The organism is Streptomyces sp. NPDC046915, from assembly GCF_040644935.1.
GTDB lineage: Bacteria > Actinomycetota > Actinomycetes > Streptomycetales > Streptomycetaceae > Streptomyces.
Genome location: NZ_JBEYXB010000008.1, coordinates 70,828 through 87,783, shown reverse-complemented (window position 1 = coordinate 87,783; position 16,956 = coordinate 70,828). Strand labels below are relative to the sequence as shown.

Annotated in this window: 18 protein-coding genes; 7 read left to right on the top strand and 11 right to left on the bottom strand. The window is 71.0% G+C overall.

Translation table 11 applies throughout. The features are described 5' to 3' along the window. Positions 1-91: 91 nt before the first annotated feature. Positions 92-949 carry a helix-turn-helix transcriptional regulator gene (locus ABZ915_RS21635; RefSeq protein ID WP_361805318.1) on the top strand — a complete coding sequence of 286 codons (858 nt, stop codon included), beginning with the start codon at positions 92-94 and terminating at the stop codon, positions 947-949. 192 nt (positions 950-1,141) lie between these two features. Beyond that, entirely contained in the window at positions 1,142-1,333 is a 192-nt protein-coding gene (locus tag ABZ915_RS21630) for a DUF397 domain-containing protein (RefSeq protein ID WP_361443038.1), read from the top strand. 174 nt (positions 1,334-1,507) lie between these two features. Here the strand turns inward: ABZ915_RS21630 and ABZ915_RS21625 are convergent, their stop codons facing one another. From ABZ915_RS21625 to ABZ915_RS21615, 3 genes are read right to left on the bottom strand one after another with little or no spacing between them, the layout of a single operon-like run. Then, the gene (locus tag ABZ915_RS21625; RefSeq protein ID WP_361805315.1) at positions 1,508-2,374 is read right to left on the bottom strand and encodes a MerR family transcriptional regulator; all 867 of its coding nucleotides are present in this window, start codon (positions 2,372-2,374) and stop codon (positions 1,508-1,510) included. Between the two features lie 56 nt (positions 2,375-2,430). After that, entirely contained in the window at positions 2,431-2,949 is a 519-nt protein-coding gene (locus ABZ915_RS21620) for a glutathione peroxidase (protein WP_361805312.1), read from the bottom strand. Beyond that, complete coding sequence (locus tag ABZ915_RS21615) at positions 2,946-3,971, bottom strand: helix-turn-helix domain-containing protein (protein ID WP_361805310.1); 1,026 nt, start codon at positions 3,969-3,971, stop codon at positions 2,946-2,948. Before ABZ915_RS21615 ends, ABZ915_RS21620 begins: the two co-directional genes overlap by 4 nt. 71 nt (positions 3,972-4,042) lie before the next feature. Between ABZ915_RS21615 and ABZ915_RS21610 the strand changes: the two genes are divergently transcribed. Beyond that, positions 4,043-5,239, top strand: coding sequence for an MFS transporter (locus tag ABZ915_RS21610; protein ID WP_361805307.1), 1,197 nt, complete (start codon positions 4,043-4,045; stop codon positions 5,237-5,239). Here the strand turns inward: ABZ915_RS21610 and ABZ915_RS21605 are convergent. Then, positions 5,193-6,125 (bottom strand): slipin family protein, encoded by a 933-nt coding sequence (locus ABZ915_RS21605; RefSeq protein WP_361805304.1) that lies wholly within the window; start codon positions 6,123-6,125, stop codon positions 5,193-5,195. The two genes, ABZ915_RS21610 and ABZ915_RS21605, sit on opposite strands and share 47 nt — an antisense overlap. 130 nt (positions 6,126-6,255) lie before the next feature. Between ABZ915_RS21605 and ABZ915_RS21600 the strand changes: the two genes are divergently transcribed. After that, positions 6,256-6,771: a hypothetical protein gene (locus tag ABZ915_RS21600; RefSeq protein WP_361805301.1), complete on the top strand. Its 516-nt coding sequence runs from the start codon at positions 6,256-6,258 to the stop codon at positions 6,769-6,771. Positions 6,772-6,802: 31 nt separating this feature from the next. On the opposite strand, the gene ABZ915_RS21595 is transcribed toward ABZ915_RS21600, so the two are convergent. The 3 genes from ABZ915_RS21595 to ABZ915_RS21585 form a co-directional block, all read right to left on the bottom strand. Further along, positions 6,803-7,246, bottom strand: a complete 444-nt coding sequence (locus tag ABZ915_RS21595; protein WP_361805298.1) for a DUF4232 domain-containing protein — start codon at positions 7,244-7,246, stop codon at positions 6,803-6,805. Between the two features lie 468 nt (positions 7,247-7,714). Next, positions 7,715-8,548, bottom strand: coding sequence for a hypothetical protein (locus tag ABZ915_RS21590; protein WP_361805295.1), 834 nt, complete (start codon positions 8,546-8,548; stop codon positions 7,715-7,717). Positions 8,549-8,737: 189 nt separating this feature from the next. Further along, a complete protein-coding gene (locus ABZ915_RS21585; protein WP_361805292.1) occupies positions 8,738-9,817 on the bottom strand; it encodes a chitinase in 1,080 nt (359 codons plus the stop codon). A gap of 221 nt (positions 9,818-10,038) precedes the next feature. Here ABZ915_RS21585 and ABZ915_RS21580 point away from each other — a divergent pair, with 221 nt between their 5' ends. Together ABZ915_RS21580 and ABZ915_RS21575 are read left to right on the top strand one after the other, a co-directional pair. Continuing rightward, positions 10,039-10,515: a hypothetical protein gene (locus tag ABZ915_RS21580; protein WP_361805289.1), complete on the top strand. Its 477-nt coding sequence runs from the start codon at positions 10,039-10,041 to the stop codon at positions 10,513-10,515. Between the two features lie 77 nt (positions 10,516-10,592). Then, positions 10,593-11,720: a WD40 repeat domain-containing protein gene (locus ABZ915_RS21575; protein WP_361805286.1), complete on the top strand. Its 1,128-nt coding sequence runs from the start codon at positions 10,593-10,595 to the stop codon at positions 11,718-11,720. A 43-nt stretch (positions 11,721-11,763) separates the two neighbouring features. On the opposite strand, the gene ABZ915_RS21570 is transcribed toward ABZ915_RS21575, so the two are convergent. From ABZ915_RS21570 to ABZ915_RS21560, 3 genes are all read right to left on the bottom strand, one after another. After that, entirely contained in the window at positions 11,764-12,867 is a 1,104-nt protein-coding gene (locus ABZ915_RS21570) for a hypothetical protein (protein ID WP_361805283.1), read from the bottom strand. 206 nt (positions 12,868-13,073) lie between these two features. Then, positions 13,074-14,303 carry an SPFH domain-containing protein gene (locus ABZ915_RS21565; protein ID WP_361805281.1) on the bottom strand — a complete coding sequence of 410 codons (1,230 nt, stop codon included), beginning with the start codon at positions 14,301-14,303 and terminating at the stop codon, positions 13,074-13,076. Between the two features lie 12 nt (positions 14,304-14,315). Beyond that, entirely contained in the window at positions 14,316-14,564 is a 249-nt protein-coding gene (locus ABZ915_RS21560) for a hypothetical protein (protein WP_263209826.1), read from the bottom strand. A 545-nt stretch (positions 14,565-15,109) separates the two neighbouring features. Between ABZ915_RS21560 and ABZ915_RS21555 the strand changes: the two genes are divergently transcribed. Beyond that, complete coding sequence (locus ABZ915_RS21555) at positions 15,110-15,910, top strand: DUF817 domain-containing protein (protein WP_361805278.1); 801 nt, start codon at positions 15,110-15,112, stop codon at positions 15,908-15,910. An 83-nt stretch (positions 15,911-15,993) separates the two neighbouring features. Here the strand turns inward: ABZ915_RS21555 and ABZ915_RS21550 are convergent, their stop codons facing one another. Beyond that, positions 15,994-16,908 carry a GNAT family N-acetyltransferase gene (locus ABZ915_RS21550; protein ID WP_361805275.1) on the bottom strand — a complete coding sequence of 305 codons (915 nt, stop codon included), beginning with the start codon at positions 16,906-16,908 and terminating at the stop codon, positions 15,994-15,996. Between the last annotated feature and the right edge of the window lie 48 nt (positions 16,909-16,956).

The window sequence follows — 16,956 nt, the reverse complement described above, 5'->3', positions numbered from 1 at the left end:
CCCAGCGGTAGGAAGCTCCTTGGTGGCAGTCTGCTCAACAGCAGATACGCAAAGTGGTAGGTACAGGCATTCAGCCGGAGGTGCACGTCCCGTGGCGTCCAATGTCAATCCCACCGTCAGGCGGCGCCGGCTGGGCCAGGAGCTCCGCAGGCTGCGCGAGCTCAAGGGCATGACGGCCGAAGAAGTGGCGGAAAGACTGCTGGTGTCGCAGTCGAAGATCAGCCGCCTGGAGAACGGCCGGCGCAGCATCAGCCAGCGCGACGTCCGTGACCTGTGCGGGGTGTACGAGGTCGAGGACCAGCGGATCGTCGACTCCCTGATGGAGATGGCCCGCGACTCCCGCCAGCAGGGTTGGTGGCACGCGTTCGGTGACATCCCGTACAGCGTCTACATCGGCCTGGAGACGGACGCCGAGTCGCTGCGGGTGTACGAACCCCAGCTCGTCACCGGCCTGTTGCAGACCCGGGCGTACGCGGAGGCGCTCGTACAGGGGGCGCTGCCGGAGACCTCCACGGCCGACATCGACAAGCGCGTACAGGTGCGGCTGCGGCGACAGGAACGTATCACCGCCGAGAACAACCCGCTCCGGCTGTGGGTGGTGCTCGACGAGGCCGCGCTGCGCCGGGTGGTGGGCAGCAAGCTGGTGATGCGGGAGCAGTTGGAGTACCTCATCGAGATGTCCCAGCTGCCGCACGTCACCGTGCAGGTGCTGCCGTTCGAGGTGGGTGCGCATCCCGGGCTCAACGGCCAGTACGCGATCCTGGAGTTCGCCGACGCGGCCGACTCCAGCGTGGTGTACCTGGAGGGCGTCACCAGTGACCTGTATCTGGAGAAGGCGCAGGACGTGCAGAAATACGCCGTGATGTACGAACATCTGCGGGCGCAGTCCCTGAATGTGGACCAATCCCGCCAATGTATCTCGGATGTGGCCAAAGAGTACGCCCGCTGAGCCTTCCGGCGTAAGGGGCGGCGGATCATACACCTGTGCCACGTCCCAGCGTAAGTCCCCAGGGGAATATGCCACCCGGTCGAGTGAAGGAGTGCTCCAGGAAGGGATGTTGCCGAGTAGCGTCGATCACGCCAACCGGTCGACATGGTTGGCGTGAATCGCACTACAGAGCAACTCGCAACAGGAGTGGACATGGCACTGCTTCAGGGCGCCACCGAGACGTGGACGAAGTCCTCCTATTCCGCCGGGAACGGGGCGTGCGTCGAGGTCAAGTCGCCCGCGACCGCGGAACTCGCCGTACGCGACTCCAAGGTCACCGAGGGCCCCACCCTGGCCTTCCCCGCCGACGCGTGGAACGCCTTCGTGGCCTCGGTCAAGGCGTAGGGGGCCTCCCTGACCCTCGCCCACCCGACTCCCGACGACCACAACTCCACAAGCACCACCCAGAGCCCTCTCGACCAGCCCGCCGTCCTTGCCGAGGGGGCTCACCTCTGCTCTCGTGGCCGTCCCGCCCGGCCGCGGACCGCCGTGCCGCCGGGGCCGCCTCCCCGCCCCGCGTCACGTGACCGGGAACGCCACGTCACACACCGCGTCCCCCGGCCCCGCCGCATCCCAGTCGGCGAAGTACACCTCCCGGCAGGGCCCCGCCGCCTCCAGCCCCTCCCGCGCCATCCACTCCTCCACCGCCTCGAACGCCGCGAGGATCTGCGGATGGGCCACCTGCGCCTTGGTGATCCGGGTGAAGGCCAGCCGCCGGGCCGGCTCCACCCGCACCGCCGTCTCCCACGCCCGCCCCCGCCGCTCCGCCCACTCCCGGGCCGCCGCCGCGTCCGCGACCGGTACGCACGACTCCGCGGGACCGTCGCTCTCCATGGACACCTCGGAGTGGTACACGACGAACGGCGCCGCCACGACACCCCCGCACTCCCGGGCCGCCGCCTCCAGCCGCCCCAGCGACGCCCCGATCCACGTGGGCAGCTCGTCCGCCAGCGTGTGCCGCGTCTCGGTGATCACCACCTGCTCGGGCACGTCCACCGTCTCGACCACGAACCTGTCGTACATCTCGGAGCTCCTCCCGGACAGTCGTCCACGGAGGTACTCGGCGAGGGTCCGCTGCCCCGCCACCCGCGCCTCGACGCCCGCCCAGTACGCGGTGAGCAGCCCGGCGGCCTCGGCGCCGTCCGCCTCGACCACCTCGGCGATCCGGGCGAGCGGCATGTCCAGCTGGCGCAACAGCGCCACGAGGCGGGCCCGTTCGGCCTGGCCGGCGCGGTAGTAGCGGTAGCCGCTGGCCTCGTCGACGTGCGCGGGTGCCAGCAGCCCGAGGCGGTCGTACAGCCGCAGCGCCTTGGCCGACAGCCTGGCCCGCGCCGCGAACGCCCCGATGGTGAGCAGTTCCTCGTCCACACCGGAATCCTCCGTCACCGGGCGGTCCTTCCCGCCCGGTGACAAGGACGCTCACCCCTGCCCCAGGGGCAAGGTCAACCCAGGCCCTGGGCCAGCTGGGCCTCGACCGCCGCCACGACCTCGGCCGCCTCGGGCTCGGTCTGCGGGGAGAAGCGGGCGACGACGCGGCCGTCCCGCCCGATCAGGAACTTCTCGAAGTTCCAGCGGATGTCCCCGCTGTGCCCCTCGGCGTCGGCGAAGCCGGTCAGGCGGTCGTAGAGCGGGTGCCGGCCCTCGCCGTTCACCTCGGCCTTCTCGGTCAGCGGGAAGGTCACGCCGTACGTCGCGGAGCAGAACTCGGCGATCTCCTCGGCGCTGCCGGGCTCCTGCCCGAGGAACTGGTTGCACGGCACCCCGAGCACGGTGAAGCCCTGCTCGGCGTAGCGCTCGTGGAGGCGCTCGAGACCGGTGTACTGCGGGGTCAGCCCGCACTTGGAGGCCACGTTCACGATGAGTACGGCCTTGCCCGCGTACTGGGAGAGGTCCGCGGAGCCGCCCTTGAGGGCGCCGATCTCGGTGTCCAGTACGGAGCCGTTGTCGTCGGTAGTCGTCATAAGCGGATGCTAGCTCCGGTAAGTGTCGGGCCGGTGACCGCCTCCCCAAGGCCTCCCTCCCCGCCCGCCTCCATCAGGACCTGCCCGGCCGCCGTCCGCGCGTACAGCACCGACCGCCCCGCCCGCCGGCGCTCCACCAGCCCCGCCTCCCGCAGCACCTTCAGATGGCGTCCCACCGACCCGAGGCCCTGCCCGGTCACGGCGGTCAGCTGGGTGGTGGACATGGGGGAGTCGAGCAGCACCAGCACCTCGGCACGGGCCGTGCCGAGCAGCGCGCCGAGGCTGCGGGGCACCGCCCGGCCGCCTCGGTCGGCGAGCGCGCCGGCGCACGGGTAGACGATCGCGTACCGGGTGCGCTCCTCCCACGACACCCAGCCGTGCCGCTGGGGCGTCACCGGCACGAACAGCAGTTCGGCACCGGAGATCTCGCGGGGCGGGTACTCGTGCAGGTTCACCTGGAGCCGGCTGTCCCCGAGCCACCGGGTCCGCCCCGGCCGCAGCGAGTCCAGCACCGCCGCCCAGCCGCCCCCGCTCACCTGCGCGGTCCGCGCGACCACGTCCGCCTCCAGGATCCGCCGGCGCCGGTCCCAGTACGGTCGTACGGCCTCGGTCCACACGTAGGTGAGCAGCGTGGCCGCCCGCTCGGGCAGGTCGTCCCGGTCCAGGGCGTCCGGGAGCGGCCCGGCGAGGGCCATCCGCAGGTGGGCGCGCGCCTCGGCCGGGTCGGTGGCGCGGACCCGGGCGACGGCCTGGGCGAAGGGCTCCGCGTCCCGGGGCGTCGGCGTGAGGAAGTCGGCGATCCAGACCCGGCCCAGGCCCGCCCGTATCAGGAGCGCGGTGACCGGGTCGGCGGCCAGCCTCGCCCGGTAGGCGGGCAGGTGCGCGCGCAGCCAGTCCCGCTCCCCGGGGTGCGCGGCCTCGCCCGCGTGCAGCAGTTGCAGGCACGCGAAGGTCTCCACGTACGGCGAGAGCACGAACCGGCTGCGGGCGAGCGTGTCGGCGTTGAGCTGCCACCAGCCCATGGGCACCTCCGGAGGTTTCGCGTGGGCGCGAAACAATAACGCCCGGCGGCGCAGCTCCGGAGACTCCCCGCATGCCTCCCCTGACCCCGCGCGGCTACCGACACCTGTTCCGCACGCCCGAGTTCACCCCGCTCTTCCTGTCCTCCGCCGCGCACACGGCCGCCCAGACGGTGGGCGGTCTGGCGCTCGGCACGCTGGTGCTGCGGACGACGGGTTCGCCGCTGCTGTCCGCCGTCAGCATGTTCGGCCCCTCCCTGGCGCAGGTGCTGGGCGCGACCCTGCTGCTGTCGGGCGCGGACCGGCTGCCGCCGCGGGCGGCGATGACGGGCCTCCCGCTGGCCTTCGCCGCCTGCACCGCGCTCCTGGCGCTGCCCGGCCTGCCCGTGACGGCGGTCTTCGCCGTCCTGCTGGCCCAGGGGCTGGTCGCCTCGCTCGGCGGCGGGGTGCGCTGGGGCCTGCTGAACGAGATCCTCGCCAAGGACGGCTACCTGCTGGGCCGTTCGGTGTTCAACATGATGAGCGGCATCGCCCAGATCACCGGATACGCGACCGGCGGCGTCCTCGTGGCCGCGCTGTCCCCGCGCGTGACGCTGCTGACGTCGGCGGCCCTCTATCTGACGGCGGCCCTCGTGGCCCGCCTCGGCCTGACCCGGCGCCCGCCCCGGACTGCCGGCCGTCCCTCCGTCGCCGCGACTTGGCGCACCAACGCCCTGCTGTGGTCGGCCCGTCCGCGCCGGCTGGTCTATCTGAACCTGTGGATCCCCAACGGCCTGGTGGTGGGCTGCGAGTCCCTCTTCGTCTCCTACGACCCCGACGCCGCCGGCCCGCTCTTTGCCTGCGCCGCGCTGGGGATGCTGGTGGGGGACGTGACCGTGGGCCGGCTGGTGCCGCCCGGGGTGCGGGCGCGGCTGGCCGTACCGCTGCTGTTGCTGCTGGCGGCGCCGTACCTCGTCTTCTTCGGCCACCCGCCCCTGCCGCTCGCCGCGGCCCTGGCCGCCGTCGCCTCCGTCGGCTTCGGGGCGAGCCTGGTGCAACAGGAGCGCCTGATGGCCCTCACCCCGGACGAACTCAGCGGGCACGCCCTGGGGCTGCACTCGGCGGGCATGCTGACGATGCAGGGCGTGGGCGCCTCGCTGGCGGGCTCGGTGGCACAACTCACCTCGCCCGCCACGGCGATGACGGTCATGGCAGTCGCCTCGACCGGGGTGACGCTGGCGCTGGCTACGGCTGCTCGGCGAGCGGCGCCGGAGCGGCTTCAGCCGGCGTAGCGGGCGGGATCGGCGAAGCGGGCGGGATCGCGGGAGCTTCCTCGGCCGCCGCAGGGACCGCCGGAGTCACCGGAGTCACCGGAGTCACCGGGCTCGTCGCAGCCGCCGGGTCCGCAGGGGCCGCGAACTGCTTGGCCGCCTTGTCGAAGTAGCGCAGCAGCTCCACCGGGAAGGGCATCACCAGCGTCGAGTTCTTCTCGGCGGCGACCTCCACGACGGTCTGGAGCAGGCGCAGCTGCATGGCCTCCGGGGTGTCGGACATGATCCGGGAGGCGTTGGCCAGCTGCTGCGCGGCCTGGAACTCACCGTCCGCGGTGATGACCCGCGCCCGCCGTTCCCGCTCGGCCTCGGCCTGCCGGGACATGGACCGCTTCAGCGACTCCGGCAGCTGTACGTCCTTGATCTCGACGCGGTCGATGTGGATGCCCCACCCGGCGGCAGGGCTGTCGATCATCAGCGCGAGGCCCTCGTGCAGCCGCTCCCGGTCGGAGAGCAGGTCGTCCAGGTCGCTCTTGCCGATGATGGACCGCAAGGAGGACTGGGCGACCTGCCCGACGGCGAAGGTGTAGTCCTGCACCTCGATGGCGGCCCGCAGCGGGTCCGTCACCCGGAAGTAGACGACGGCGTCGACCTTCACCGACACGTTGTCCTTGGTGATGCCCTCCTGCGTGGGCACCGGCATGGTCACCACCTGCACGTTCACCTTCCGCATGCGGTCGGCGAACGGGATCAGGAAGGTGATCCCCGGGTGCCGGTACGCCGGCAGCGCCTTGCCGAGGCGGAACACGACCCCGCGTTCGACCTGGTTGACCACCCGCATCCCACTGCGCAGTACCAACAGGGCCAGCGCGACCACGGCCACGACTGCGACGACGGTGCCTTCCATGGCACTCCATTCCCTCGGCTGACTCGACCGTTCGAGACAAGGATGAGACACGGATGAGGACACCGGCCGAGGGGCCGTTGGATGCGCCGGAAGGCGTCAGGAATGCGTAAAGAAGCCGCACACTTGCTACGTGCCCTTCGACACCCCGCCGCCGCGCCCGCTGCTCCCCGGTGAACGCCCGCTCTGGGACCAGGCGTTGGCCCTGGTGAACCGCGATCTGGCGGCCACCCTCCCGGACTGGCGGCCCCTGTGCCTGCTGGCCCACGCCCCCTGGGCGGAGGGGGAACCGGAGCAGGTGTACGTCTCCCTCGCGGACGGCGCCTCCTACCACGGCCAACCCCTGTGGCCCGGCTCGGCGACCAGCCTCGATGCCGCCGTCTCCGCCGTGGCCGAAGCCGCCCAGGACACCGTCATGGAGTTCCTCTGGCAGGCCTGGCCGGTCTGCCCCGTCCACAACCTGGGGATGCACGTGGGGCAGGGCGGGCAGGGCGGGCAGGACGGGCGGGACTCCGACGGCCCGGCGTGGTGGTGCGCGGGCGGCACCGACCCGAAGGACCCGGACCACACGCGCGCGGCCGTCGGCGCACTGGACACCCTCCAGCGACCCCACCGGCCGAACCGGAAGCGCCGCCGGAGGGGGCGGTAGCCGGGTGCACCGCCCGCCCCGGAAACATCGGTCAGGACGGCTTGGCCGCCGACACGGCGGTGACCGTCACCTTGTTGTCGCACTCGGCGAACTGTCCGTCAGTCAGGGCGACTTGATGTGACCCCGCACCCGGCAGGCCGACCACCAGCGTGGGGTACACCACGGGGTCCGCGCCGGACTCGCAATAGCCGTCGGCCTCGCCCTGGACCTGTACGAAGGTGAGCTTCACCCAGGCCTTGCCGCCCGGGGACACCCGCACCGGCGCCGCCGGTCCCGTGGCTGTCACGGACAGCGGGGAATTGTGCTCGGGGGAGCCGTTACCGGCCCCCGCGACCGACGGATACCCCTTGAGGACGCACGGGTGACTCGAGACGTTGCTGAACTCGACGATCGCCGCTCCGGTCCCCGTGCCGTCCGGACGATCGGCGGCCTGGTACGCGGCCGCCTCGACGCTGCTCGCCGTACAGCTCTTCACGGCTCCGCCCGACGAACCGGATCCGGACCCCGCCCCTGACCCGGCCCCCGATCCGGAAGAGACGCTCGCCGCCGGAACGACCGGGACGGCGGAGCTCGCCGACCCGGAAGGAGCACCGGAGGCAGCACCGGAGTGAGCACCGGAAGGAGCGGCCGATGCGCTCGACGTGCTTGACGTACCGGCCGCGCCGGACGGCGACCCGTCCGCCTTCGCGCCGCCCCCGCCGCCCCCGCCGGACTGGCACCCGGCCACCATCACGGCGGCCGAGGCCGCGACCATCGCCAGCACGGTGCTGCGGATGCCCCTGGTGTACTGCATGTCGTCCCCCGAATTCGGATCGCACGGGGTACCGGTCCTGCCGGCACCTGCCCTTGCAGACAGACCGGCCGGGCACGGGGGTTCTACCGGCCGGCGACCTGTGACGCGGCGGTGACAGGATCCGAGCAGGATCAGCGCAACGTCGCGACGTCAGCCGAGGCACACCACGAGCAGGCAGAGTTCCGGGGACGAGGGCGTTGCGGGGGACGGGGTCGCCTGAGGCGTTCCCGGGTCCGTGCCGCCGCCGGAGGCGGGCGCGGAGGTCTGCTGGGAGGAGGTGCCGGTGCGATCGGCCGCCGTTCCGCCCGAGGAGGACGGAGAGCCGGCGTGCTGCTGCGGGGCGGGGGTCGCCGCCGTACGAGCCGCCGGAGCCGGGTGAGTCGTAGGAGTCGTACGAGGCAGGGAATCGGCGCCCGGCAGGGTGGTACGGAGCGGGACCTGGGTCGACCGCCCCTGCGGCAGCCCGGTCGCGGGGGACGGGACGGAACGGGTGGGCGAGGACCGATGGGCGTCGGGCCGGGTCGCATCCGAGCGGGTGTCCCGCGACGTCGGTTCGTCCGCGGCGGGCGTGGTCGGCATGCTCGGTGTGTCCGGCGCCGTGGCGGCCTGCGCCCGGTCGGTGGAGTGCCGGTCCATCGCGGAGACGGTCAGGCCGCCTCCGACGAGTGCGACGGCGGTCGCGACCACGGCCCGGCGCTGGTTCTTCTTCCAGCGGGCCAGCTGCCGACGCCGTGCCGCCCGCCCTTGCGGCGCGGGCGGCACGTCCTGAAGGCCGGCCGACGGGTCGGTCCGCGGTGCCTCGTCCACGGCCTCCCACGGCGCGGTTCCCGTCATCGCGGCGGGAGCCGGAGCCGGAGCCGGGGTGGGGCGGGTGTCGGCGGTGAGGACGGCGATGTCGGCGGCGAGGTCCGGAGCGTAGGCACCGCATCCAGGACACATCAGGGCGCCGTTCAGATGCCGACGGCACGAGGAGCAGTAGTCCATCTGTCTGCGGTCTTCCTGAGTTGACGTGCTGTCTTCCCAGCGAGCCGCGAGCGGGTCACGCTCACACGTGGGATCGGATGTCCAGCACGCTAACGAGTCATTCGAAAGACTGTGTGCAGCCTGTGTGACGCTCCTGCGAGGATCCCCTGACCGTCACCGGCCGTCACCGGCCGTCACCGGTCGGCGCGGTCACCGGCCGGCGCCACGCGTGAACGGTTCGAAGGTGTGGCTGAAGTACCAGGTGTCCTGGGCGATGCCCGAGCAGGAGTTGGCGCCGGCGGTGCCCACGCAGCCGCCGTTGTCGCGCTGGAGTGCCCAGAAGGAGAGGGTGTTGATGCCCTTGGCGACCGCCCACTTCTTCACCGTGACGGCGTCCCGCGTGGTGAAGGTCTCCTCGGGGCCGTAGTCGTCGATGCCGGGCATCTCGGTGACGCCGATCATGCTCCACAGCTTCGCGGAGCTCTTCTTCGGGTGGAGCGCGGCCAGTTGGCCGTGCAGCCCGGCGGCGGCCGTCTCGGTGTCGGCGGCCATGTCGTGGGTGGCGCCGTCCCAGTAGTCGAACGTCATGATGTTGACGACGTCCACGCGCGCGCCGTTGTCGACGGCGTTCCGCAGCAGCGCCACACCGTTCGGCGCGAGCCCGGTGTTCGTCGTCGGCAGGGTGTAGGAGAACTGCACGCGGTGGCCGGTGTGCCGGGCCCAGCGCTGGACCTCGGCGATGGCCTTGTTGCGGCGGTCGATGCCGGCGGTGTTGTTGATGGAGTCGGCCTCGACGTCGAGGTCGATCCGGGTGACGCCGTACGTCGTGACGAGGCTCTCGTACACCTTGGCGATGGCGTCCACGCTGGTGCAGCTGTCGGCCAGTTCGGTGCCGGTCGTGTCGGCGCTGTAGCCGCCGAAGGACGGGATGACGTTGCCGCCGCGCGCCTGGATCGCGGCGATGTCGCTGCCGAAGCTCGCCCGGGAGATCGGCTGCGCGGAGGCGCCGTTCCAGTACGCCGTGCACGAGCCCGCGGTGTCCGTCTGGAGGAACGCCATCGTGAGGTACTTGTTCCCCGACGCGGCGGCGAGCGCGGCCGGGCTCTCCCCGGTCCACGTCTCGACGTACGGCGCCGCGACATGCGCGGGCATGGGCTTGGGCGCGGCGGGACGCGAGGACGCGCCCTGCGCGGCGACCGCACCACCGCCCCCGAGGGCGACGAGTCCGGCGGACAGGGCGGTGACGGCCGCACAGGACAGCAGTGCGCGAAGAGAACCAGCTCGTCTCATTGACGCTCCCAGGATGGAAGGGCAAGCGGGGCGCGCCCATCTTTGGACTAGACCAATAGACTGTCAAGGTTCTTTACAGTTAACTGACCGAGCCGGCCGCGAGAGGCAAGGTAGGCCCACACTCCCCTCCCGTGGCGGGACTTGGTGGAAAACGGCACTCACGCCCGGAGTGCGGGCGTATCGTCCGGACATCGCATGGCAGCGGAGGGGGACGGTGAGCGATGCTGGCTGAGGCGTTCACGGCGCTGGCCACGGCAGGTGGTGCCGCCGTGGTGCAGGCAGCGGGGACGGATGCGTGGTCGGGTCTCAGACAGGGACTCGTGCGGCTGATCGGCCGCGGGGACTCCGGACGCGAGCGGACCGTGGAGGAGCGGCTGGACAGAACCGCGGGCGCCCTGGTGGCCGCTCGCGGCCAAGAAGCCGAGGCGTTGCGCATCCAGGAGGAGGCGGCCTGGCGCGGCCGCTTCGCGGACCTGCTGGAGGATCTGGGCGAGGCCGAACGGCATCGGGTCGCGACCGAACTGCGGGCCCTGCTGGGCGAGTACGTGGCGGCCGCTGCCGGGACCGTGTCCGCACCAGGTGGCGTCGCCGCTCACCGGGACGTGAACATCAGGGCGGACAACGGCATCGCCGCCGCCGTCGTGCATGGAGGAGTCCACCTCGCCCACCCTCGTTTGCCGGACCCGCCCCAGGGCTGAGCGGGCCGGCCGATCCAAGCCCGCGATCTCCGGCGGACGGTGGCGTCACCGCGGCGCACCACGACGGTGCCTCCCTCGTGGCCGCCGCTCAGATCGGCAAGCTGATTCAGCACATATATCTGCCCTCCTTGAAGAAGGAAGCGGAGTCGAATACGTCGGAGTCGAGTGCGGAAGCCGTGCCGGACAAGAGCGGCGCGCTGGCGGGCGGAATCCTCACAGACGTCTGGAACAAGGGATGCGATGCCCCGCTCGTCACGTCTCGCCGCCATGGCGCGTCCATTGCGACCCTCGGGTTCCTGGGCGATGACAGCAGCGTCGCCAGTTGCGACGGGGACGGGAACGTACGGTTCTGGAACGCCGTCGATCTGAAGCCGACCGGCGGGCCCATCACCGCTTTCGGAAGAGCCATGGCCCTGTCACCGACAGGCGACATCCTCGCCATCGGCGCCGCCGACAGCCATGGCGTCGTGGAGCTGTGGTGCCTCGACACGGGGCAGCCGATCGCACGTCTCGAGACCGCATCGAACGTGCAGGCCCTGGCCTTCTCGCCGGACGGAGAGACGCTCGCGGCAAGAGTGGCCGGCGACTGGCGTGTTCACCTGCTCAGCATCAGCACCGGTAAGCGGTACCGGGTCCTGGGGCCGGAGGCCGACAGTGGTACCACCTCGCCGGGGAAGGCGCTGCTCGCCTACCTGCCGTACGGGCGGTTCGTCGCCACGACGAACCGGGCCCGTACCAACATCCTGTTCTTCGACGTCGTGAGCGGAGAGGCTGCCGGAACGCCGTTACGCGACGCGGTCCACTGCGGCAATCTGCTGACATCCCTGTTCTTCAAAGGGCAAGAGGTCTGCTTCGAGGATTTCGCCCTCTCCCCGGACGGTCGCACCCTGGCCGCCTGCGGGAACGACAGGGCGGTGCGGCTGTGGAACGTGGAAGACGGTCAACAGATCTGTGACCCCCTCCTCGGCCACAGCAGGCGCGTGAATTCCGTGGCGTTCTCTCCCGACGGGCGCATCCTCGCCAGCTGCGCGAACGACAGGAAAGTCCTCCTGTGGGATGTCCGTCAGGGCAAGCAGTTGGGTGCGCCCTTGGCCGGCCACCTGAAGCCCGTCACCGTCGTGGCGTTCTCGGGCGACAACCGCGTTCTCGCCTCCGGCAGCAACGACAGGACGGTCAGGCTCTGGGTCGTTCCGCCTATGACTTAGATGGGGCCAGGGGGGCCAGGGAGGCCCAGGGGGCACCCCTCGCTCAAGACCGTGAGGCGGTACCGCACCCCGCGTCGCCGCCCTCCCGCATACGCGCGTCCAGCGACTTGCTGCGGTCGTACGGGTCGACCTCGGGACCGTCTCCGGGACTCTTGGTCGCGCGGTCGGCGCCGAAGGAGGGGGTGAGGTAGCCGGTGAAGGTGTCGCAACCGCCGTTGGTGGTGTCCACCTTGTAGGAGAGCAGGGAGAACGTCCCCGGCTCGATGACCACCTTCGCCGGGTCGTCCCAGCTCATCACGACCTCGCGGCGCACGATGGTCCGCACGACCTCGTCGCTGCCCGCCGCGGCGCGCACGACCGGATAGACGTACGTGACATCGGTGGTCACCTCGAGCGCACCACGCTTGCCCTCCCGGTACGTGACCCGCCCGCGCGTCTTGACCACGTTCCCGACCAGCTTCACCTTCGCCTTCTGGAACCGGCTGAACAGCAGCAAGGGATCGTCCTCCTTGCTGGGCGCGCGGAACGCGGTCGCGAGGTAGTCCTGGGTGTCCCGCTGATGCGGATTGAGCAACGCGATGGCCTTCCGCGGCCGTTCCCCGCGCAGCACCCCAGGATCCAGACTGGACTCGGCGAGGAAGTCCCGGGTCCGATCGAGCGCCTGCGTCACCTGCTCCTTGCTCATCCAGCCGGTCGCCCGGGCCGCCGGCATACCGATCCCCGCCGTCCCGTCACCCCACCGCACCGCGGGTGAACCCCTGAACGGCTCCTTCAGCGTGGGCAGTTGGGCCGCGGCCTCGGTCGGCGGCGCCTGATCCGGACGTTTCGACTCGACGGCGAGCGGCGCACTGTCACCGTCGCCGCTCCCGCCTCCGAACCAGCCGGCCACCCGCCCAGGAGCCAGTGCCACGACCAGCAGGCCGACCGCGACGATCAGCCCGACCGCGTACCAGCCCTTGCCCCGGCGCCGCCGGGCCGGCTGGTGAGTCCGCCACCCCTCCGGACGGCCGTTCTCCTCCTGCAACCGCCGCGCCACCATCCGAGCCCGCGCCGACGGCTCCTCGGGCGCCCCCTGAGTCCCGGCCTCGGCCTCCCTCAGAAAGCGCTCCCACTCCTCGTCCGGTATGGACGACCCGCCCTTGCCCACGGTGGCTCAGTCCCCTCCCATACACCCGGTCCCTCCCCAGGGCCGGTCATCGTCCGTGCATCATCACACAGCCGACTCGGCGCCGACGGCCGTTGATCGGCCGGCGGGCGAGCACGCAGTACGGGCGGGCGAGCACGCAGTACGGACGGGCGGGCAGCAGGCCGGCAGGCGGGCGCGGCCGGAGAACTGTCGCCGCTCCTGGTCGACTAGTCGACGTCCACCGGACCGTCGTCCGACTTCCGCCCCTTGCCGGTGGGCAGCTGGAGCAGACCGCTGCTACCGCTCTCTCCGCGGCGGTCGCCGCCGGACCGGTTGCCGTCTGATCGATTGCCGTCGGACCGGTTGCCGTCGGAGTCCTGGCCGCCCAGGTTCTGCCGGACCGAGTCGAGGATCGTCAGACCCTGGGAGACGAGACCGGCGGCGATCTCGCCGAGACCGTCCGCGCCGTTGAGGACGTTGACGTTGGCGCCCGCGAGGCCGCCGGCGGCCTCCTTGACGATCTGCGGGAGCTGGTCGATCAGCATCCGGTCGAGCGCGACCCGGTCGTACGAGGCAGCCGCCTCCGCCTGTATCTTCATCCGCTGCGCCTCGGCGGCCGCGAGGATCCTGACCCGCTCGGCCTCGGCCTCGGCGGGCTTCACGACCTCGGCCACCAGCTGCTGCTGGCGCAGCTTGGCCTGGCGCTGGGCCAGCTCCGTCTGGGCGGCGAGCACCTCCTGCTGGGCGTGCGCCTGCGCCAGCGGACCGGCCTGCGCGGCCTGCGCCTGGGCGCGGTCCACCTCGGCCGAGTACTCGGCCTTGACGATGGCGGTCTGCCGGCCGTACTCGGCCTGCTTGCGGGCCGCCGCCTGCTCCGCCTCGACCGCGACCTGCGTGGCCTGCGCCTGGGCGATCTGCGCCTGCCGCTGGATGGCCGCCTTGTGCGGCGCGGACATCGCGTCGATGTAGCCGGTGTCGCCGTCGTCGATCGACTGGATCTGGAGCGAGTCGACGATCAGTCCGATCTTCGCCATCTCCGTCTTCGACGTGTCCAGCACCTCCGCGGCGAGCTTCTGCCGCTCGGTGACGATCTCCTCGACCGTCATCGAGCCGATGATGGCCCGCAGGTGCCCGGCGAAGATCCGGCCGGTGAGCACCGACATCTGCTCCTGGTCGGAGAGGAACCGCTGGCCCGCGTTGATGATGCTCTCGTGGTCGTTGCCGACCTTGAAGGCGATGACCGCGCGGACGTGCAGCGCGATGCCCTGCCTGGTCACACAGGTCTCGGTGACCTCGGACTCACACATGGACAGCGTGAGGAACCGGACCTTCCGGAAGACCGGCAGCACGAACTTGCCGTGCCCCGTGACCACTCGGAACGGCGCGCCCCCCAGTCCCCGCCTGCCCCCCGAGATCAACATCGCCTCGTCGGGAGCGGGTACGCGGTATCCGAACATTCCTGTTACTCCTCAGCCGGCCTCGGCGCTGTCGCCGAGCGCGTCCAATGGATCCACCCACTCGATGACGCCGACCTCGCGGCATCCCCGTGATTCGATCACGAGCACCGTCGCGCCCACGGGCAGGGGCTCCTCCGACCAGGCGAGGAACGTCTCGGAGCCGCCTCTGACCCGCACCAGGACTTCGCCGGGGCCCGTGGAACCGCGCGTTCCGATGAGCACCTTCCCCGTGCAGCCGATCACGGCCTCGTCCTGCGGCATCACCGGCCGTCCTCCTCGTCCTGGCCCCATGATTCCGACGATAGACCCACTCCGGCCGGGACCCAACGGGCAGGAGGCATCCAGGGTGTCCCAGCAGAACGGCCGGAACTCAGAGATCCGGTCACTGCCGCCGCGCCGGCCATGAAAATCGCTGCCCTGTCGTAGGAGCAAGGCGATGGACGGCCGCGGTGGAAATGAATGTGGAACGGCCCCGGAAAAGACTCTGGAGTTCCCCGACCTGCTGCTGCTGATCGACGAACGGTCGTCCACGCTGGAGGACGCCCCGGCCGCGCCCCGGGAGCGCGAGGCCCTGCTGGCCTGGTCGGCCGCATCGACGCAGCAGCTGCCGGACGAGGTGGCCCTCGACGGCGTCGACGAGTTCCTGTCCACCTGTTGCGCACGGAGGAGTAGGACGTACCGACGCGCCACTTCCCGTAGATGCGCTGCTCAGTGGCATGCAAGTGCGCTGGACGGGCTGCATTGCCCGGCGCTGCCGTGGGCTCACTGGAACCTTCCCTCCATGCACGCTCGTCCTCCAGTGCAACATGTTCAGCTTCAGCGCATACGTCACCGGCCCCCTGCCCTCATCGGTTCGCCAGCTGTTCCATTTCGCCTGGACACAGACCAGAGCCTGCGCTTTCGCCATCGCGCTGCTGTCCGGTGTGGCGGTGTCCACCCTGCTGCCCGGCCTCCCGGTCGCCCGATACGACCTGCTCGTCGTCTACGGCGTGCTGCTCACCCTGCTGTTCTGGCTGCGCGGCTGGGAGAGCGGGCGGGATATCGCTGTCATCACCGTCTGCCATGTCATCGGCCTGGCTTTCGAGCTGGTGAAGGTGTCCCTCGGCTCGTGGAGCTACCCGGAGCCGGCCGTGCTGAAGTTCGCCGGCGTACCGCTGTACGGAGGGTTCCTCTACGCGGCCGTAGGCAGTTACATCTGCCGGGCCTGGCATCTCTTCGATCTTGAACTGACCCGCTACCGGCCCAGGGCGACAGCGGCGGTGGCCGCGGCCATCTACCTCAACTTCTTCAGTCACCACTGGCTGCCCGATGTGCGCTGGCCGTTGGCCGCACTGCTGGTGGCCGTCACCGCGGGCACCTCCGCACGGTTCACGGTGCGCGGGACACGCCGGCAGATGCCGCTGGCGTTGTCGTTCGTCCTGATCGGCTTCTTCCTGTGGGTGGCGGAGAACCTCGCCACCTACGTGGGCGCTTGGCGCTACCCCTACCAGCTCCACGGCTGGCAGCCCGTCGGCGTGGAGAAGTTCGGCGCCTGGTCCCTGCTGATCAGCATCACGGTCGTACTGGTGGCCGCAAGCCGGCCAAGTGCGGCTCATCGACGCGGGTAACCGATCCTGGCACGGTCGTGGCACGAACCTCAGCGGTCGGCGCGTGACGATGCCACCGAAGCACCCAGTCGTGGTGAGTCGCGTCAGGCCGCGGAGCCGGGGAGGTCAATGGAACGGTGTTCTTCCATGACTTGGTAGCCGGCGCTCGTGTAAAGGCTCATCGCCACCTCATTGCCGCCCCACACGGTGAACATCAGCGCCGAGTCACCGGCGGCGAGTGCCGCCTGTTCGCCGACCGTCATCGCGGCCCGGCCGTACCCCTTGCCGCGGTGCTGTTCCTGGATGTGCAGCGAGTAGCCGTAGGTGACCCCCGGGAGGTACCCGTGCTTCAGCCAGCCGGTGCCGATCCGCTCGCGAGCCGTTTCGAGCACCAGGAACGTGTTGTCGGGCGTCGCCAGGCCCTCGGGAATCAGCTTCGCGAAGTCGCGATCGGACTTGCGGACGGCCTCCTCGGGGCTCAGAGCTCCCGCCCGGACGATGCCGCTGACGTAGCCGGCCTTCTCGGAGGCGAGCCACTCGGGATATTCGGCCTGTGTCATCGGTCGTGCGGTGACGCCGTCGAGCGGTTCCGGCGGAGAACCGACGCGCCGCATCCTGAGCTGGCCACGGACGCCGTAACCGTTGAACAACTCGCCCGCGGGCTCGGTCAGCAGTACGCCCAGCCGACGCGCGCCGCGCTCTGCACACCATTCCTCAGCCCAGTCCCGGGCGGTCTGCTCGTGCCCCTGGCCGGCGTGCAGCGCGTCCACCCGGAGGTCGCCGATACGGCCCGCGAGCACGCCGTTGTCCTCGGCCACGACCACGGCGACGTATCCCACCCGGGTCCCGGCGTCCGTGATCTCGGCGACGGTCCAGTCACCGATATCGGTGCGTACGTTGTCGAGCTTGCGCTCCGCCGCGACGGCGCTGAGTCCGGCCGCCGTGTAACGAGCGTGCAGCTGCTGCTCGAAGTCCTTCAGCCATTCCTTGCGGTCACCGAGGATCCTGATTTCCGTCACCTGATCACACTAGCCACGTTGTCATGGACCTGGGCGAGCCGGGACCGC